We start from the raw sequence: 19,657 nt of genomic DNA, 5'->3' as shown, positions 1-19,657 counted from the left end.
TTGCCCTGATATCTAGTTAATGTGTGGCTAGATAACCAGTTTTTCTGCTGGAATCGTCACGTAAACAGCTTTCACCTGACCACTGCGATCAAAAATATGCTTACTTAGATTCTCTGGAATCATGTTCGATACTTTTTCAATCGTAGGCCCATTGGTTAGCTCAACAGTCAAAGATACGTCATGTTGTTCTTCACTCAATGTGTATACAAACGGAACCTGGCATAGCGTAAACGCTAGGCTCCCCACATTCACATCGATACGATTCGCCTGACCTTGCAAATCAAAGTACTCAAATGCCACAGGTTCAGTCAAAAACTCGTTTTCTGACAATAAGTTAGGCGTAATCTGGATTTCTCCATCTGTCACGGTAATACCCAGCTCGCCAAAGCGTGTAATCACCTCTTCTTTAACCTGACCAGTCATACCTGGCTGCTGTGCACCCGCTTGTTTTGGCGTATGCGAATATGGATCCGTTGGGAACGCACCGTACACTTCTGGTGTTTTGTTAAAGCCAATGCCTTCACGCACTCGGTAGTAGAACTCACCCAATTGCTTAGTCTTGTCACTGTTACCTAGCTCTACCCATGCTTGCTGGTAGTTCTCTTGAACCGCAAGTAGAAGTTTAGAGACCATGTGCCAATAGATACAACCTAAGCCCTCATAACCAAACATAGTACCAGAGCGACCTGTAAACGCTTTGTGGTTGAAGGTTTGCTCATAGATATCAGACACTTCAGCCCACTCTTTGCGACCAAAGCGAGGGTAATCCTCAGCAACAGTTGCAATACGAGCCTCTAAAATCGCTGCGTTCTCGAAATCAGCATTAAAATGAACTCGGTTCTCAATATCTTGATTAACGATTCGTTTATCGTCATTCGCCAGCATCGCCTGAAGCAGCTCACTATTATCAACAAGGTTCTTAGTGATATGGTTCTTCTTCAAAAATGCCGTTAGATCACGATCCGGGTACAGCATGAAGCTCAATTGATCTTCACGGAACATCTCGCTATCAAACAGCTTAGTCAGCAAATCTACCGCTTGTGTCGCATCCAGAATACCCGCACTTAGGATGGCAACCTGCCCTTCCAGCATTGGATATAGATATTCGACATTCGCACCATCACCTTGAAGATCAAGGATGTTGTAGGCATTGTACAGGCCATCATCGCGCTTGTTGCTATGGATGGTGTGGTCAAGCAAAGTCTTAGATACGCGAAGTAACTCTTCAACTTCTGTCATCTCCAGCGTCGATTTACCTGAGAAACCGTTGGCATAAACGCCCATACGATACTCTTCAGCGACTTTAGCCAATTTCGTGAGCAGCGATTTACGAGACTGAGGTGTAATTTTCTCAACTCGCAGCGACGCTGCTGCTTCAGACAATACCTGACTTGTCTTGGTTAGCCATACTGCCACTTCGCTCGATAGCGCAACATTAATTGGAGCGCGGCAAATTAGCTTCTGCATAAAGGTGACATAGCGACGCATGTAGTACAACGTCACCATCGAAAGACCGTTACCCACAATAGCGTTGTTGGCATCATTCCACTCTGGACGTTGCGTGTTAAGCCAAATACCACCATCAATAACGAAGTTGCTTAGCTTAGACAACAGCGGTACAAGGAGCTTCTCAAGTAGGTTCACTTGATAAACATCGCCATTTTCGCCCATCACCAATCGACCGTCGCTACCTAGTGAATCGGTAAGCTCTTCCGTCGCGGCTTGCTTTTGCTCATTAAAGGCAACCGTATCTTTCGGATTAGCAAACAGCTGCTCAACACCCGCAATTTCATACGGTACATTCGCATAACTGTAGGTTTCTTCACTCAGCCATTCAATCAGGTCATTGCTTTGATACTTATCCGCAAGCTCTAGGAACTTGAGTAGATAGATGATTTGGTGGTCACCCCAGTAGCCAATGTTGCTCCACGGATCATCCAAATCAAGTAGCTCCCAATCCACGCCTTCTTTGGTAATGCGGTAAGGGTTATAGCCATCGATCGTCGACGCATTTACAAACTTAGCGACAAATGAACCGATAAAGTTTGGATAGCTCAAGGCCATCGCTTCCCAGTTCTGGAAGATGTCACGCCAGTTACCTTGGTATGCCAACAAACGCTGTCCCTCGTCGTCACGCACCTTGATTTCAAAATGGTTCCATGGGCGGCTTGGGTCACCGTGACGACGACCAAAGGTGAGTGGCAAGTATTCGTAGGCCATACGCAGAAGCTGTTGATCACCTGTCTCTTTCGCCATCGACACTAACTGCGGATGCGATAGGTTTTCTGGAAGCGTGCGTAGCAGTGCTGAATGTTTCTCTACGACTCTTTTGTTGATGCGTGTAAATGTAGCGAGGACATCATCCGCATCCAGCTTATAACCAGAGACAAACACGCCGCCACGCATATTGTTAAATAGCACATTCGCGTAGTGATGAACGGCAGTCTCTTCCGAAGAGGTTAACTGCCACGCGTCTGCACCCGCCATAAGCTGTTTCAGCTCATCTTGGTTTGCTTGGACATCTTGCTTAACCGTTACCGCGATTTCATCGTCTAAAACCATCTGATTCTTCAATGCAGCAACATCTGCATGGGACTTATCGATATCAGCCACCATCAGCCAAGATTCCGTTTCACCCGCCTCAAGTACTAGAGATTGAGTGATAAGGAAGGCACCACGTTCACCGCGAGTTAATGGTTGGGCATCAAGTGGTTGCCCTTTACGGAACCTAGCAACGTCTTTGGCATTAAGAGAAATTTGCTGCGCTTTTTCTGCAATACCGAATACCGTCGTCGCTCTTAGAGATTCCGCTGGTTCAGCACGATCGCTAAGCTTGGCATACATGCTGTAGGTTGCCATCGGTAGATCATCGATTCGCTCATTCCATTTATAAGCATCGACCAGTGCGCTGCGTGTTTGCAGCGCTTGAAGCGGCGCGCCAGACGGAAGTAGGTTTTGAATACCATCAATAATCTCAAATTGAACCTGTTCATCACCTAGGTTCGTCACATGTGTTTCGCGCACAAAACCAAATTTATCCGACGTAGACCAACTGTATTGATAGCGAAGGCCCAAGGTGTGGTTTAGTTCTTCAAATAAGATCTTGTCGCCGACAGCATTTTTGTAAAGGTTGCGCTGCACTTGATACAAGCCGTCATGGTGCGGGTTGAAAGGTTCCCATAGTGCAGGTGCCCCATCGCTAGTCGCCACACGAATAACGGCTTTAGCGCCTGTGTTGTCCGAATTTTCATGAATATGATCAACAGAGCGATACGGGAAAAGTGCATTCTCTGGACGAATACGCCCCGCGGACAAGCTGCCTGTTGATGAAATAAACAACCAATGGTTACTGGCAGAGACAACACTGATAAAAAACGGTGCCATCTGATCGACATTAGAAATCTGGTAAAAACGTTCTTCGTTGAGAGTGATAAATTTTCCGTTCACTTCAAACGCTTGATTAGCTTGTAATTGTTCCATAATTTGGTCACTTCTGATTTTTTTGTAAGCGCTTTCTTTAGAGCGCAAAATTTTTGGGATTCTTTAAACTACATGTTGTGGCAACGTACAAAGTGTTGCTCGGAGATCTGCGTGGTTTCAGGCATCTCTTTCGTACAGATTTCGCTTGCGTTCGGGCAGCGTGTAGCAAAAGGACAACCGACACTTGATGGCTTCCATAAAGGGATCTCCCCTTTCTTCACAGCAAGATCGCGTCGACCTGCGTTGCCCACTTCTGGTACCGCCGAGAGCAGTAGCTTAGAGTATGGATGCTGTGGGTTTTGCGTCACGCTATCACTTTCGCCCCACTCCACCATGTGACCGACATACATGACGGCTGTCTTCTCTGCAAAGTAGCGAGCAGTCGCAATATCATGGGTGATGTACATAAATGAAATGCCGTGCTTATCTTTTAAGTCAGCCATCAGGTTCAAAATACCAAGGCGCACAGACACATCGAGCATTGAGATAGGCTCATCTGCTAGGATAACCTCAGGATCAACAGCAATAGCACGTGCAATAGCAACACGCTGTCTTTGACCACCACTGAGCTCATGTGGGTACTTCTCTGCTGTCTCTTTTACCGGAGTCAAACCCACCAGCTCAAGCAAATCATAGACTAGCTGCGGGATAGCTTTCTTATCTGCGCGATTGTGAATCATCAAAGGGCGCGCGATATGGTGATAGATGGTATGAACTGGGTTAAGCGAGCCAAACGGGTCTTGGAAAATCATTTGCACCTGACGTGCATATTCCAATTGACCATTCTGCTCAATGTATTCATTGATCGGTACACCTTTAAAATGGATATCGCCAGCCGTCTTGTCATAAATCTGAGTCAAGATACGTGCACCCGTGCTCTTACCGGAGCCCGATTCGCCTACGATTGCCAAAGCTTCACCTTTACGAAGCTCAAACGACACGTCATTTACTGCTCGCATTAGGTTCGACTTCACTGATTGGCCCAGAGGAAAATCTTTAACTAAGTTTTTTACCGATAGGATGACTTCGTTACTTTGCATCATTACTTCCTTAAACCAGATGACAAGAGACTTGACGACCATTCGCCAGAGCAGAGAGCGCAGGCTCTACCGATTTACACTTCTCAAAACACTCTCCACAGCGAGCTTGGAAGTTACACCCTGTCGGGATATCGAGTAGGTTCACTGGATTACCAGGAATGCCGTATAGACGCTCTTTTGGACCGTGAATTGTAGGGAATGAAGCTACCAAGCCTTTGGTATATGGATGTTCTGGAGCACCAAACACCTGCTGAGCATCACCCAGTTCAATTAGGTTACCTGCGTACATCACACCAATTCGGTCAGCAATTTCACCCATCAAGCTCAAGTCATGGCTGATGAACAAAATTGAAAAGCCAAACTTAGTTTTAAGGTCATACAACTCGTTAAGAATTTCACGTTCGACAACCACATCCAATGCCGTGGTTGGCTCATCCATAATGATGAGCTTAGGCTCAAGGGCGAGTGCTACGGCAATAACCACACGCTGACGCATACCACCACTCAATTGGTGCGGGAAGCTACCCATGCGGTCACCGTGAATCCCAACAATGGATAGCAACTCAACAGCCTTTTCATGGGCTTGCTTGTAAGGAATCTTCTTGTGAGCCAAGATAACATCCGTTAGCTGCTCACCGATGGTAATTACAGGGTTAAGCGAGTTCATAGCACTTTGAAACACGACAGACACATCGTTCCAGCGGAACTGGCGCAATTTGCGGTCGTTCATTTTCAGCACGTCTTCGCCTTTATATAAGATTTCACCTTCTGAAATCAGTGCAGGTGCTTTGTGCAAACGAGAGATAGCAAACGCGAGCGTACTTTTACCGCAACCAGACTCACCAGCAATACCCAGCGTCTCCCCTTCTTTAATAGTCAGGCTGACGTTATTGACCGCGCGAGCAACGCCATTTGGCGATACATAGTCGACACATAGATTATTGATTTCGAGTAATGCGCTCATCGTAGGCCTCTCTTCTTATCTGCTTCTTTTTTCAGTTTGTGCCACAGTTTGATGTGTGGACCCGTACGAAGTTTCGGGTTACTCACTTGGTCAATCGACATGTTGATCAGTGCTAATGCACCACCTGTGATTGCTAGCGCCATTGCTGGAACCATCATTTCCCACCAAGCACCTGTGTATAGTGACGATGACGTTTGTGCCCAGTACAACATTGAACCCCAACTCACTTCTGTCGCATCACCAAGACCAAGGATACCCAAGCCAGCCTCAGCGCCCATTGCGTAGATAACTGTGCCCAAGAAGCCACCAAACACGATAGAGATTAGGTTTGGTAAGATCTCAACAAGAATGATGCGGATCTTTGACTCACCCATTACCTCGGCAGAAATAATGAACTCCTTATTACGAATCGCCATTGTCTGAGAACGTATCACCCTCGCGCCCCACGGCCAGGAGGTGATACCGAGCAACACGGTAATAACGAGGGACCCCACCTGCCCTAAGAATGCTGCTAATACTATGAGTAACGGAAGCTGTGGAAACACCAGAAATACGTTAGTAAGAAAGTTCAAGCGTTCATCGATTTTGCCACCAAAATAGCCCGAAGAAACACCAACCAAAACCGCAATACTCATTGCAATAACACCAGCAGTGAGGGCTACAGTAAGCGACTTTCTCGCTCCATAAAGCACTTGGCTATAAACATCACGGCCACTACGTGTCGAACCAAGTACGTGCTCAGCGTTTGGCGCAACATGAGGGCGTGCTACGCGGCGTTCTGGATCATGAGTTGCCAGTGCAGGTGCAAAAATAGCTCCAGCAAGAACAACGGTAAGTAGAAATCCTCCAATGATCGCAGGTGGGTTTCCGTAGAAGAAGGCGTAAACCTTACCTAGTTTCGATTTGATGTTTTTCCATGAGAAAGCAGATTCTCGTACCGCGAGCTTCGACTCGTGGTCATATTTATGCGCGTCTATTAACTTTTCCATAATACGGCCTAGTTGGAAATTCGTGGGTCTAGCCAAACGTATAGAAGATCGGCGATAAAGTTAGCAGTCAGAACTGCGGTCACTAAGATAAGCAGAATGGCTTGGATTAGCGGATAGTCACGAGCAACGATGCCTTTAAGCAGAATGTTACCCAAACCTTGGTAGTTAAAGACCACCTCAGTCATGATTGAGCCTGCAAATGAGAAACCAATCGCCATTGCGATAGCCGTCGCAACTGGCAAGATGGCGTTACGACCTGCATAGCGGTACATCACGCGGAAGCTACTCAGTCCTTTAGCTTCAGCCATGGTGACATAGTCTTCGCCCAATACGTTGATCATGGCGTTACGCATGTTGAATACCCAAGTCGCGATTCCGACCACCACCATAGAGCCAACCGGCAATACAGCATGTTTAGCGACGCTTGCGATGAACTCCCACGTCCAACCTGGTTCTAGTGAAGGGTCGTAGGTATACGCAAGTGGTAGTAACTCCATCTTCAAACCGAAGAAGTAGAACAAAAGCAGTGCGGTTACGATGTATGGGAAGTTACTGATAAATGCCAATACTGGTGGTACAACCTGACCAAAGAAGCCTTCGCGGCGATACGACGCGTAAGTACCAATGCTGACACCAATGATGAGTGCAACAATGAGAGAGCCTAGAGCTAGGAACATGGTCCAAGGAAGTGCCATCGCGATGACGTCAGACACGTTAATTGGGAACATGAGTACCGAAGGGCCAAGGTCGAGCGTGAAAACACTCTTGATGTAATGGATGTATTGAACAAATACGTTGCCATCAACAAAGCCGTACATTTCGCGAACAGCATCCATCTGAGCCGGATCCATACGTCCCTGCGCTGCTGCAAATAGTGCATCTACAGGGTCACCAGGCATGAGACGAGGCAACATAAAGTTAAACGAAATTGCGATAAGAAACGCAGTGAAATAAAAGCCAAAGCGGCGAGCTAAAAACGACATAGCAGTACCTTTTAAATGTGGGGCCTCATTCGAGACCCCAAGTGTTACGATTTACTTAAGGTGCAAGTTATTTAGGATAAGAACTCGCTTACCACCATCGTAAAATACTGGCTGAACGTAAGGGTTTTCTTCACTTGGCCAACCAACGATTTTATTCGTGTTGTATTGGAACCAAGTTGCGTTAGAGAACAGCGGAATGAACGGTAGATTTTGTGCCGTAAACTCTTGAAGCTCAGAGATGATCTCTTGCTGCTTAACTGCGTCACCCGTTTTGCCAAAGCTATCGATTAGAGCATCGATTTCAGGGCTGTTTACGCCGTGACCTGCGTGCCAAATCTTACCAACGTAAGCTGATGAGAAGTATGCTTGGTACGCCAAGATTGGGTTGGTCGATACCATTGACCAGTTGATAGACATCTTGTAGTTGCTGTCTTTAAGGTTCTTGTCATATACCGCCCAGTCGACAGTCTTAACGTTCGCCTTCACACCAACTTCATCAAAGTATTCAGTTGCCATCTGAACCACTTGAATCCAGTCCGTCCAGCCGTTTACTACTTCGATATCAAACACAAACTTGTCGCCGTTTGGCATATCACGGTAGCCGTCACCATCGACGTCTTTAAGACCAGCAGCATCAAGTAGTTTCTTCGCTTCATCTGGGTTGTAAGTCGTTAGGCCGCGATATTTATCTGTGACGCCTTGGTCGATGCTTGATTTATATAGCTCACCAATGCCACCCGCGTTGTAGTTCACCGTTGGGTAACCGTAAGCGGCAATATCAACAATCATTTCGCGATCAAGCGACATAGAAAGCGCTTGGCGAACACGGATATCATCAAATGGCGCTTCCTTCGTGTTTACATAAAGATGGATGGCGTCATTCGCTGGATACCAGAAATGGTGGTTATCAGGGTTTTGCTTCACAAACGTGCTTTCGATATCAGCAATGAAGTTTGAGCCCCAATCAATCTCACCTTTGATCAATGCTGGCTGGATTTGAGAGTTGTCGTTGTATGAGCGGAACGTCATACAATCTAGGTAAGGACGATTCTCTAGATAGTAGTTTTCGTTGCGGCAAAGCTCCATTTGTTGCGGCTTAAGATACTTAACCGTCGTCATTGGACCGCTACCAATTGGATTTGGGTTGGTAAACGTGGTTAGGTCTTCTGCTTTGCTCCAAACTTTCTTAGGAACAATGTGATAGTCCGCTAGGTTCCAAAGGAACGTCGAATCCGCTTCAGCAAGGTTAACCTTCAAAGTGCGTGCATCAACGACATCGATATTCTTAAGGTTACCGCCAGACCAAATACCTTTAAGGTCAAAAGCTGGCGCTTTTTGCGTCATTTCAAAACTAAACGCCACGTCTTCTGCTGTTAATGGGCTGCCGTCAGACCACTTAAGGCCCTCTCTCAACTTGATCGTAATGGTCTTAAGATCATCTGAGTAGTCCGCTGACTCAGCCAAACGCCAGTGCGTTTCTCCAGTCATGTTGTTGAACACCATCAATGGTTCAAACATGGTGCCGTTGTAAATATCTTTTACTGTGTATGGATTGAAGTTATCAACAAAGCCTGTGTTGATAATTGGCACAGTCAAGGTGCCCCCCTGTTTAATTTCTTCCGCTTGCGCAGTCACTGCACTACCAGTAAACAATGCACCACAAATCACTGAGGCGATGAATGTTTTCTTTTGCATCACTGTATCCTTTAGTTTTGTTTTCGGGTTTAGCGATTTCCATTTAAGTGGAACTAAAAAGTTCGGGGGTAACACCTCAAGAAAGCGCTTTCTCAGGATACTAAGTAGTCTCGACGCATTTAACAAAATCCAGACCCAAAAAGCCTGCATTGATCACACTAAAATTAACTCTTTAATATCAATAACTTAAATTAACCACAACTGGTCAAAAGAAAAACAACGGAGAAATTAACTCTTATAAATCAGTGCATTATAACCACATCATTCTAGTCTTATTTTCATATTTAGAAGTGTGATCGCTTTAACGATGTAACACAGGTTAACAAGCTAAAAAGCCTCTTCAAGATAGAAACCTCCTTGCATAGATAAACGAATAGCCGCCTTGTAATGATTCGTTATTGTTTTAATAACAGTAACTTATAATAGTTTCTGGAACTATTATTCCGTTATGTGATCTGCTCACTATCTCCACATTGGCATCCTGATTATCCTAAAAAGAAACCGCTTACTTTTGGTGATAGATGTGACAACAATAAAATCGGTACGCTTTTGGAACGGCAATAAATCTGCGTATCGTCAACAGTTTGAGTTTGATGTGCTGAGTTTATTGCTTACGGCCACCGCGGATAGCCACGGACATGCAAACATTATTGATGACAGAACTGACCTGCCTTTGGCCGAACAAGAAGGTGCGGTGTTAGAACATGGCAGCGATGTTCTTGTAACCGTAAAAGGTAATGCGAAGTTCGCGGAGAAACGATTTATAGAGCTTGCTCTTTCTGTTACCAAACAACTGCTTGGGCAAAGAATACTGTTCGCCCGTGACGACAGAGTCGCCGATTTCTCAACGACTGAAGCCATTAAGTCGATGTCTGTCGGCGTCCCTGAGACCTGGGTTGATGCCGAGCTATTTCGTCAAAATGGCTTTAATGTCGTCGAGCGAGGTGACTTCGATAGCGTTTTCAGACGCCTAACTGATGGCGAGTTTGATTTTGTTTGCTTTGGTGCCAATGAAGCGCTCGAAGTGTTTGAAAGTCGAGTGGCTAATCAATACCCCATTAGCCTAGTGGGTGGCGTGATGATCGAGTACCCCTTTCCTCTCGTTTTCTACATCAATGCGGACAATCCCGAGCTTGCCCAAAGGTTGCAGACAGGCTGTGAAATTGTCCTTGCGAGTGGAGAGTATGAAGCCCTCTACCAGCGCTATTTTTCTGAGATCGAGAACACGTTGCACTTAGCGCAACGCGAGCGACTTTTGCTCGAGAACCCGTTTATTTAACTCTCATACCAACGATAACAACCAACAAAAACAGGAATTGGAATTCATTTATGCCCCTGACTACCATCGAATCGGCAAGACAAGCTCTTGCCCCTGTCAGTCGCCAAGCCGCGACCGAAGGGATTGTTTTACTTAAGAACACCGACAACACCCTACCACTACCGTCAATGAGTAGAGTCTCTCTATTTGGTCGATGCCAAATCGACACTGTACGCAGCGGCACAGGCTCAGGTGGCGCAGTCAATGTTCCATACAGTGTCAATGCGCTCGAAGGGCTCTCCGCTCATCCATGTATCCAGGTAAACATGGACTTAGTATCCATCTATCAAACCTGGCTAGAGCAACACCCATTTGACGATGGCGGTGGTGGCTGGGCAGCTGAACCTTGGTATCAAGAGGAAATGCCACTTTCTAGCGAAGTCGTTTCACAAGCACGTAAACAAAGTGACTATGCCATCGTGTTTATCGGTCGCACAGCTGGTGAAGATCAAGACAATGCCGACGAATCTGGCAGCTATCGTCTCACCGAAACCGAATGTGACATGCTACACAAGGTGTGCGCGCAATTCGACAAGGTCATTGTTGTTCTAAACGTCACTAACATCATCGATATGTCTTGGGTTGACAGCATGGAGAACGCGGATTCAATTAAGGCGATTCTTTACAGCTGGGCAGCGGGAATGGAAGGAGGACACGCGCTTGCTGATGTATTATCAGGCGATGTGTCACCAAGCGGAAAATTAGCAGACACCATCGCTAAACAGCTCGTTGACTACCCTTCTCATGCCAACTTCGGTAATAGTAATCAAAACCTTTACTGCGAAGACATCTATCTGGGTTACCGCTACTTTTCTACGTTTAAGCCTGATGCGGTACGCTATGCCTTCGGTGAAGGCTTAAGTTACAGTCGCTTCACTCGAAAATTTGTATCCTCTTCAATTGAGGGCTCAGGCAAAAACAGAGCCATTCATTTCCACGTAGAAGTGACCAATGTCGGTGATACGCACCGCGGAAAAGAGGTGGTACAAATCTACGTTGAAGCACCACAGGGTAAGCTCGGCAAACCTGCACGAGTTCTCGCGGGTTTTGGAAAATCAAAAACGCTGGCTCCCAATGAGTCAGAGCTGATGCGCATTATTGTACCTGTGTCTACTCTCGCGTCTTATGACGACTCAGGGTGCACCGGTTATAAATCTTGCTACGTATTAGAAGCTGGTCGCTATCACTTCCATCTGGGCGGCAGTGTTCGCGAAGCCACGCTCATTGATGCCTCGTTTGATGTCGACACGTTGCAGGTAATCGAACAATTATCTGAATCTGCCGCCCCTGTCACCCCTTTCCAGCGCATAAAGCCCGCAGCTACAAGTAATGCTCTGCCTTACGCCATCGAGCACGAATCCGTCCCGACTCGTTCGATTTGCATGGAAACGCGTATTTCAGAAAGACTACCTGTCGATATCGAAATCACAGGTGACACGGGTATTAAACTCAAAGATGTCGCCTCAGGCTCTGCGTCAATGAGTTCATTTGTAGCTCAGTTCACTCCAGCCATGTTGGCCACCATTGTCCGTGGTGAAGGCATGTGTAGCCCTAAAGTAACACCGGGAACTGCAGCGGCATTTGGCGGTGTTAGTGATGCGCTTTTCGATTTTGGTATTCCAGTAGCCGCAGCAGCGGATGGCCCTTCTGGCATACGCATGGACAGTGGTCATAAAGCCACGCAAGTACCGATTGGCACTTTGCTCGGTTGTACGTGGAATACCGAACTTAATGAACACCTGTTCTACCTAGTTGGTGGCGAGCTACAAAGCTACAACATCGATACTCTACTTGGTCCTGGAATCAATATTCACCGCCACCCGCTCAACGGGCGCAACTTTGAGTACTTCTCTGAAGACCCATTACTGACTGGTTCTATGGCTGCAGCTCAAGTAGGCGGCTTAAAGAAAGCTGGCGTATCGGGCACAATCAAGCACTTTGCTTCAAACGATCAAGAAACATCGCGATTTGATGTCGACAGCGTCATGTCTGAGCGTGCTCTTCGTGAAGTGCACATCAAGCCTTTTGAGCTCGCGGTCAAACATGGTGGTGCTACCACTATCATGACATCTTATAACCCAATCAATGGTCACTGGGGGGCGTCAAATTACGATCTTAACACTTCCATTCTACGAGGAGAGTGGGGCTTTGACGGCATCGTCATGTCTGACTGGTGGGCAAAAATGAACCACCCTGTGCACGGTGGTGACGAGGCGAAGACATTCACCTCTTACATGGTTCGCGCTCAAAACGATTTGTATATGGTTGTCGATAACGATGGCGCCGAGCGCAATGCCATGAAAGATGACACGCTAGCTGCACTCGAATCCGGTACGCTGACGCTTGGAGAACTGCAGCGCAGCGCTATGAATATCTGCCGATTCTTAATCAACACACCGGCTATGCAGCGCCCTATCGAGAGGTATAACCCGGTTAAACCATTTACCGCAAAACAACAGGCACCAGATGGACAATCGCATACCATAGAACAACCTGTGAAGCTCGCGACGTCAAGCGATACCTCTGTAGTGATCAATGTAGAAAAAGCCGCCAAGTATCTAGTGAGCATCCAAGTGAGCTACGATCGCAACGAGCTGGCACAGTCCTCTTGCAGCTTAAGTTTTAATGGCGAGTACAGTATGTCGCTTTCAACCAACGGCACGGATGGCGAAATCACGGATATTGATGGCTTGATCGTCGATCTAGAAACGGGTTGGTATGACGTTGGCGTTGCTTTTGTAAAACCAGGACTCACTCTACACCACATTGCTTTTAGTGAAATCAAATAGTCACGATTCGAACTCAATCAAAAAGGGCTAATCCATGGATTAGCCCTTTTTGCATCTGTAGATACTACCGTTATCAACTAGGCTGTTGCCTGACGATGATTGATCACCCACAGTCGAATATGGTCGTACGTTAAGTTAAACAAGAATGCGTAGACGGTAACAAAAATGGTCACGCCAATGTCCATCAAAAACGCCTGCCATAAATTTACACCTAGCATGTACGCCATGACGGGTACTGTGGCTATCAATAGTCCAGCTTCAAACAGTAGCACGTGAACAACTCTAACCATCACGGTTCGTTCTACACGCTCACCTTTTACGAAGTAGTCGAAGATAAGATTGAAGATATAATTCCAACACATCGCCATTGTCGCGATAACAATCATGGTCCCTGATAGTCGAGTGACATCATGATCAGTAAAAATGGCTAAACCCGCAATAGATAAGCTCACTGCTAACACTTCAAACAATACTGAATGAAAGACTCTTTCAAGCACTCCCATTTTCAACTCCTCATTTTCTGTTCTTTGTTTAATAATGAATTGACAATGATTATGCCTGCCTAAAATTAGATAGAAAGTTAACAACCATCACACATCGTGATACCTTTGAAATAAATCTGTGATTTGGAATCGCTATGTACAGTTTCGAACAGCTTAAAGTCTTTGTTGCCGTGTGCGAATACGGCTCTTTCTCAGCCGCAGCACGCAAACTAGGTCGAGCACAATCAGGCGTTAGCCAGGCAGTATCAAACTTAGAAATCGCGATTGACCAAACCCTATTCAGTCGAGAGAAAAATACGCCTGAACTGACTGACAACGGCAAAGCGTTATTGCCAATCGCCCGTTCAATACTTCACCAGCAACAGTATTTTGATCAGAAAGTGGATTCCTTGGCGAACGATTATGAACATGAGCTGGTGATTGCTGCCGACGAAAGCTTAATGAGCAAGACTCTGCTCTCCATTCTTGCTCCTCTTGCAAACCAATATCCTGTTACCAACTTCGAAATCATCACTGCCTCTACGTTTGATGTCGAAAAATTGGTTCGAGACGAAGTTGCGCAGATAGGCATCGTCTATGCCGACGGTGAGTTGCGAGTGGATATGGATTTCTTCGTACTTGGACAAGCCAGATTTCTGACGGTTGTCGCGCCCGATCATGCCCTAGTAACACTGCCCATAGTCAAAGATTCTGACCTTAAAGCGTATCGCCAATGCGTACATCGTAGTTCGGATAAACAGGAGCTTTGGTTTACTTACGGCATCAGCACCAATGTTTGGTATGCGAACACACATCAAAACCTTGTAGACATGGTATTGCAGGGAATCGGCTGGTCAAACCTACCTGAGATGTTGGTTAAACAGCCCATACAAGACGGGAAGCTCATCGCCCTACCCGTTGCGCATGAGAAAAGTGGCTGGGTGACGACGGTCGGTTGTTTAGTCTCCCGTCGTCATGCCAACGGTCCAGTGCTTTCAGAGCTTATTGGGTTATTGCAAAAACACCAATTTGTTAACGACCACTGGAAGTAGCTGCAGGTGGACATCAAAGCTTGAAACTTGACAATAAAGTCCGAAACGTTTCGATGTTTTTTGTCGTGATTTGAACTACTTCTCCTAATCAGCATAGTGTCTATGAAAGTGGGGTCTTACCAACTTAGCCAACTTAGCCAACTAGTTCGAATAGGCCGTTTCATTTCCATTTTTTAACCTACCGAAGAAACGTGTTCTCTGTTAGAGTCACCGTCAACTACGCTATTTAATAAAGACACCCATAAATCGCATGTGATTGATGGGATTTTTATTCACCCTTAGAACTCATTTTAGGAATCCCTAGTGACTAACAACGAAATTTTACGTCGTATCCAACACGCGTTAAACCTTAAAAACGCACAGATAATGAAAGCTTTCGGGCAGGCCGAAGTCACTGTGGCTCACGATAAAGTGGCAAACTGGTTAAAAGATGAAAGCGACAAATCTTACGTTAAGATGAAGGATCAAGAGTTAGCGGTATTCTTAAATGGCTTTATTAACCTCAAGCGAGGAAAAAAAGACGGCGAGCAACCTAAGCCAGAAGTCTCGTTGACCAACAACATGATTTTCATGAAGCTGCGCATTGCGCTAGACATGAAAGCAGAAGACGTGTTGGACGTACTAGAAGTGGTTGGTATTAGTTTAAGTAAATACGAAATTGGTGCGTATTTCCGCAAGCCAAACAACAAAAACTATAAACAGTGTGAAGACCAACTGCTGTGCGACTTCTTAAATGGTGTGCAGTTTACCAATCGTCCCGATTCTGAAGAGTTTACTGGGTAGTTTTTATCTCGAATCGAACGTGATAATTGACTAAAAAAGCGAGAACCATTTTATTTGGCTACTCGCTTTTATCATGTTAAAGGCCGATATTAGAGCTACACAATCACGTTTACTTATTGTCTTTGCAACGATAATTCGTTTTGGCTCGTTATGAAAGTTGAGCATAGACCTTATCATCTATGCGGTTCCTAAAAGCTGTAGGCCTTGGTTGATTTCGTTCATTCGTCATCCTTTTTATGTTTACCGAAGATGAATGGGACTCCCAGAAGGAACGTTATAACCAGATAACCTAAGTACTCCATAATCACCTCGTTATTTTCTGTTGGAACGCAGGTAAAAACGCCTCTTTACCGACTTGAGAGAGAGCCCAACGCCATACCTTTGAGGTTACCTTCTCGCGTTTTCCTTCATGCCGCACACAGGTTCTTACCATTTGCAGAGTTAAGTAAGGGAAGAGTCTGCATACCTTTGAATCTATACGTATTATATGCGCAACACCGTTTTCCTCGGTTCTAGATATGGATGACTCAGTAGTCGAGTACCACCAATTCCCGGGAAACCAGTCTTGGTTGCATTGGTCTAGGTCATGATTCGGTAGGCCATAGCTCTCAATAACAGTCCGCAGTGTTGAATCGATGGTTGTATGCATTGGCAAGCCTCTTTACGTTTAACTAGATCGATATGGTGCTTGCAGAGGATAGACGTGATCTATCCCCCCAATGAATGGAGTGAACTTTGGTTCACTGATAAATCGTATTAATGAAAAGGCGGATAAGTTAGATTGAGTTGTACATGGTGATTGATACCGGGAGATCTCTTCTAAAGCACAAAAGCTCTATGTCTTTTGGGAATGTTTAGACCTGATTGATACCTAAAGAACCGGGCGCGTCACTAAGCGACTTATCCATAACAAAAATTGTCCGCACCCTCCAAAAACCTCCGTCATCCCCTTGAAAAAGGGGATCTCATTCAGCGCGTCGCGGAGTTGATTTATGCGACTTAGTCGAATACTTTCAGTCACCTACACTCTGTAGGAGATCCTCACTTTCGTGAGGATGACGGTTATATGGGTATGTTGGAAATGAATGGATCTAGAGCATTTATGTCCAAAGATATGTTGTCGAGGCAAGCTCTAACTCGCCGATGCCCCAATTCGGTGTTTCAAACCATACCCAAAATCACCGTCATCCCCTTGAAAAAGGGGATCTCATTCAGCGCGTTGAAAAGTTGAATTACGTGACTTAGTCGAATATTTTCAGTCACCTACACGTGGTAGGAGATCCTCACTTTGGTGAGGATGACGAATATCTGGTGAGCGGAGGGGTTGGAATCAACAAGAAACTTTTTTCCAAAAGTGATTTTCAAACTTTGTTGTCCAACGACAGTACCAAGCGACAACTTATTCTCGTTGCCAACGTATGTTCGCTATGACAACGTCTAGTGTTCCTTTAGTCTTGATGCCAAAAGGGATTTGGATTTGTTTCAACGCTGCCGAATTAGAAGCAACCGAAGTCACGGGAATCACGACGGTTTTAAACTCGTCATTGGCGTGAAGCTGTTCGGTAATGTCTAACTTGGAAAACTGGCTACGAACCTCATTACTTTGCCTCTCAATGAAGAGATAGACTGGCTCGCTACTAGGTGAGATGACTTTTGCATCAAACGCGATACTGCCAGACTCATAGAACTGAGCAAAGTTTTCAGGCTCTTGATCACCAGTTGCCATTGTTAGTACCGCATCTCCACCCAGAAAGTTCACGTGAACGGCATCCTGCTGCTGTTGGTAGTTATAGGGCTTGGTAGAAATCGCGCTAAGTTGAAGGGCGTTATTGCGTGAAACATTTATACCCTCTGAGTGGTCGCCATCTTCTACTTTCATTTGATAGTCGCCAATAGACGCCCTCACTCCATACAAATGCTCGGTATTGACGTCTGCAGATCCCGCAAGCTCATTAGTGGTATCTAGAGGAATGTTAGTGAGATCCCTTGTTTGCAGTTTATCCGAGTAATTAAGCCCGTAGCCGTACTCAAACAGAGGTCGATGCTCACCGTTCGGACACTGTTCAAACTCTGGAACATCATAGTCTGGGATATGTAATGGTTGGCGACTAACCATCGCGCCTAATTTAGTATTGGGCCAACTGTAAGATAACGTCCCTTGAAAATCGAACCTTGGGTTACCAGCATCGTCAGCAATCAGCACATCAGTAATCCCCGCACCTTCACTGCCTGGTAGCCAAGCAGCAACGAAAGCGTCTGATTTTGCTATCTCCTCATTGAGGTAAAGAGGACGACCGCTGAATAAAATCGTAATCACGCGCACTCCGTGTTGGTGAAGCAGACGGATCTTCTCTGCATCTTTACGATAACTGCGCTTCAGCTTGGCAAACTCCAACGTCTGCCATGGTTTGATATCTCCCATCATCTCAGCGTATGGGTCCTCACCGATGACAACGATAGCGACATCTTGTTTTGAAAGCGGTACATCTAACGACGGACTATAAGTGACATTGTCACGCCCAAGTTCTTCGATCAATGCCATTTTAACCGTCGTCGCACCAGGAAAGTCATCTAAGCTGTTCTCATCGCCCTGCCATGTCAGGTTCCAACCTCCGGATTGCTTTTGAATATCATCCGCTCCGCTTCCAGTAAGAATCACGCGTTGAGTGGGGTGCAACGGCAGGATTTGCCCTTCATTTTTTAACAATACCAAAGATTTACGAACGGCCTCACGCGCGACAGATCTATGCTCTGGAGCTCCTAGTATGTTTTGCTTACCCGCGAGTGAACGCTTTGAAGGGCTGGGCTTATTCCAAAGTCCCGCACGCATCTTCACCCTGAGGATACGCGTCACCGCATCATCAACACGACTCATGGGTATGACGCCAGATTTAATATCCGCTAACGCCTTTTCGTATACCGCTATCCAGTGTTCATAGACAGGCACCATCATTACGTCGTTACCTGCATTGATAGCGTATGTCGCGTCACCATCAGAACACTTGCTGACTTCAGCATGACCATGCCAATCCGTGACGACAAAGCCATCGAATCCCATTTTTCTTTTGAGAACGTCGTCAATGAGATAGCGACTGCCATGGATTTTGTGATTATAGGCTGTGCCGTCTTGTGGTGAGTGATCGTAGTTAGCAAGATTGACCCAAGAATTGAAAGAAGACATCACCACTTGAGCGCCGGCTTCTAATCCACTGAAATAGCCCATTGCATGAATATTGCGAAGCGAAGATTCATCATAGTGATTTCTACCCCTATCCTCCCCGTCAAGCGTTCCGCCATCTCCAACCCAATGTTTGACGTTAGAAATAACACGCTGGTCACCTTTGAGTTCTTCTGCGGATCCTTGCAGACCTTTCACCATTTTTGATGCATACAAGTAAGTAATCTCTGGGTCTTCTGAGTAACCTTCATAGACTCTACCCCATCTTAGATTTCTTGGGACGGCAACCGTAGGAGCAAATGTCCAATCTAGCCCAGTTACCGCGACCTCTTTGGCCGTAATGACGCCTATTATTTCAATGAGTTCTGGATCCCGAGCGGCTCCTAAGCCAATATTGTGTGGAAAGACGGTCGCCGAGAAGACATTGTTGTGTCCATGAACGGCATCGGTCGCCCACATAAATGGGATTCTGAATGGACGGTCTCGATACGCCTCTTCTACCGCGTGCCAAAGATCATCGGCAAGCGACACCCACTCACTCGCACTTGCCCGCTTGTTCTCATTCGGCCACGCGCCTCCTCCGTTCAATATGGAGCCGAGTTTGTACTGCTTTGCCAATTCGGGCGTGACACCTCGAAGATCAGGTTGAATCATTTGACCTAGCTTCTCTTCAATTGTCATCAGAGAAACCAGTCTAGCCACCTCTGTCTCAATCAAGGGGTCTTGCTTAATCGCAGAGTCAATGCGCGGCCAATCTTCGAAGTGTGGCAGTGAGTGGTGCATATCTATTTCCTATTTACATTAGGTATACTCTATACTTTACAGTACTTTAGATAACTAGCGTCCCAAGTTATGTGCGGATGCTTTTCCTATTGTCATTTCTCTTTTGACATCCATCACAGAT

Annotated in this window: 12 protein-coding genes; 4 read left to right on the top strand and 8 right to left on the bottom strand. The window is 46.0% G+C overall.

Features of this window, described 5'->3' with window-relative positions:
- Positions 1 to 27: 27 nt before the first annotated feature.
- From LY387_RS22765 to LY387_RS22740, 6 genes are all read right to left on the bottom strand, one after another.
- Positions 28 to 3,480, bottom strand: a complete 3,453-nt coding sequence (locus tag LY387_RS22765) for a hypothetical protein (protein ID WP_234496465.1) — start codon at positions 3,478 to 3,480, stop codon at positions 28 to 30.
- A gap of 68 nt (positions 3,481 to 3,548) precedes the next feature.
- Positions 3,549 to 4,523, bottom strand: a complete 975-nt coding sequence (locus LY387_RS22760) for an ABC transporter ATP-binding protein (RefSeq protein ID WP_234496464.1) — start codon at positions 4,521 to 4,523, stop codon at positions 3,549 to 3,551.
- Between the two features lie 7 nt (positions 4,524 to 4,530).
- Positions 4,531 to 5,484, bottom strand: coding sequence for an ABC transporter ATP-binding protein (locus tag LY387_RS22755; protein ID WP_042470081.1), 954 nt, complete (start codon positions 5,482 to 5,484; stop codon positions 4,531 to 4,533).
- On the bottom strand, positions 5,481 to 6,473 hold the full coding sequence (locus LY387_RS22750) for an ABC transporter permease (protein ID WP_042470079.1): 993 nt from the start codon (positions 6,471 to 6,473) through the stop codon (positions 5,481 to 5,483). The genes LY387_RS22755 and LY387_RS22750 overlap by 4 nt, the downstream gene beginning before the upstream one ends.
- Before the next feature lie 8 nt (positions 6,474 to 6,481).
- Complete coding sequence (locus LY387_RS22745; protein WP_042470078.1) at positions 6,482 to 7,456, bottom strand: ABC transporter permease; 975 nt, start codon at positions 7,454 to 7,456, stop codon at positions 6,482 to 6,484.
- A 51-nt stretch (positions 7,457 to 7,507) separates the two neighbouring features.
- Positions 7,508 to 9,151, bottom strand: coding sequence for an ABC transporter substrate-binding protein (locus LY387_RS22740; RefSeq protein WP_234496463.1), 1,644 nt, complete (start codon positions 9,149 to 9,151; stop codon positions 7,508 to 7,510).
- A gap of 523 nt (positions 9,152 to 9,674) precedes the next feature.
- On the opposite strand from LY387_RS22740, the gene LY387_RS22735 reads away from it, so the two are divergent.
- Both LY387_RS22735 and LY387_RS22730 read left to right on the top strand, forming a co-directional pair.
- On the top strand, positions 9,675 to 10,430 hold the full coding sequence (locus LY387_RS22735) for a transporter substrate-binding domain-containing protein (protein WP_234496462.1): 756 nt from the start codon (positions 9,675 to 9,677) through the stop codon (positions 10,428 to 10,430).
- 50 nt (positions 10,431 to 10,480) lie between these two features.
- The gene (locus LY387_RS22730; protein ID WP_234496461.1) at positions 10,481 to 13,258 is read left to right on the top strand and encodes a glycoside hydrolase family 3 protein; all 2,778 of its coding nucleotides are present in this window, start codon (positions 10,481 to 10,483) and stop codon (positions 13,256 to 13,258) included.
- Between the two features lie 77 nt (positions 13,259 to 13,335).
- On the opposite strand, the gene LY387_RS22725 is transcribed toward LY387_RS22730, so the two are convergent.
- Entirely contained in the window at positions 13,336 to 13,761 is a 426-nt protein-coding gene (locus tag LY387_RS22725) for a PACE efflux transporter (protein ID WP_234496460.1), read from the bottom strand.
- A 134-nt stretch (positions 13,762 to 13,895) separates the two neighbouring features.
- Here LY387_RS22725 and LY387_RS22720 point away from each other — a divergent pair, with 134 nt between their 5' ends.
- A complete protein-coding gene (locus LY387_RS22720) occupies positions 13,896 to 14,792 on the top strand; it encodes a LysR family transcriptional regulator (protein WP_234496459.1) in 897 nt (298 codons plus the stop codon).
- Positions 14,793 to 15,095: 303 nt separating this feature from the next.
- Positions 15,096 to 15,575: a DUF1456 family protein gene (locus LY387_RS22715; RefSeq protein ID WP_128650333.1), complete on the top strand. Its 480-nt coding sequence runs from the start codon at positions 15,096 to 15,098 to the stop codon at positions 15,573 to 15,575.
- 1,399 nt (positions 15,576 to 16,974) lie between these two features.
- Here LY387_RS22715 and LY387_RS22710 read toward each other — a convergent pair.
- Entirely contained in the window at positions 16,975 to 19,536 is a 2,562-nt protein-coding gene (locus LY387_RS22710) for a glycoside hydrolase family 3 protein (protein ID WP_234496458.1), read from the bottom strand.
- Between the last annotated feature and the right edge of the window lie 121 nt (positions 19,537 to 19,657).

Origin of the sequence: Vibrio maritimus (genome assembly GCF_021441885.1) — a bacterium.
Classification (GTDB): domain Bacteria; phylum Pseudomonadota; class Gammaproteobacteria; order Enterobacterales; family Vibrionaceae; genus Vibrio; species Vibrio maritimus_B.
Note: the sequence above shows the minus strand (reverse complement) of the source record. Positions and strands in the feature narration are given on the sequence as shown.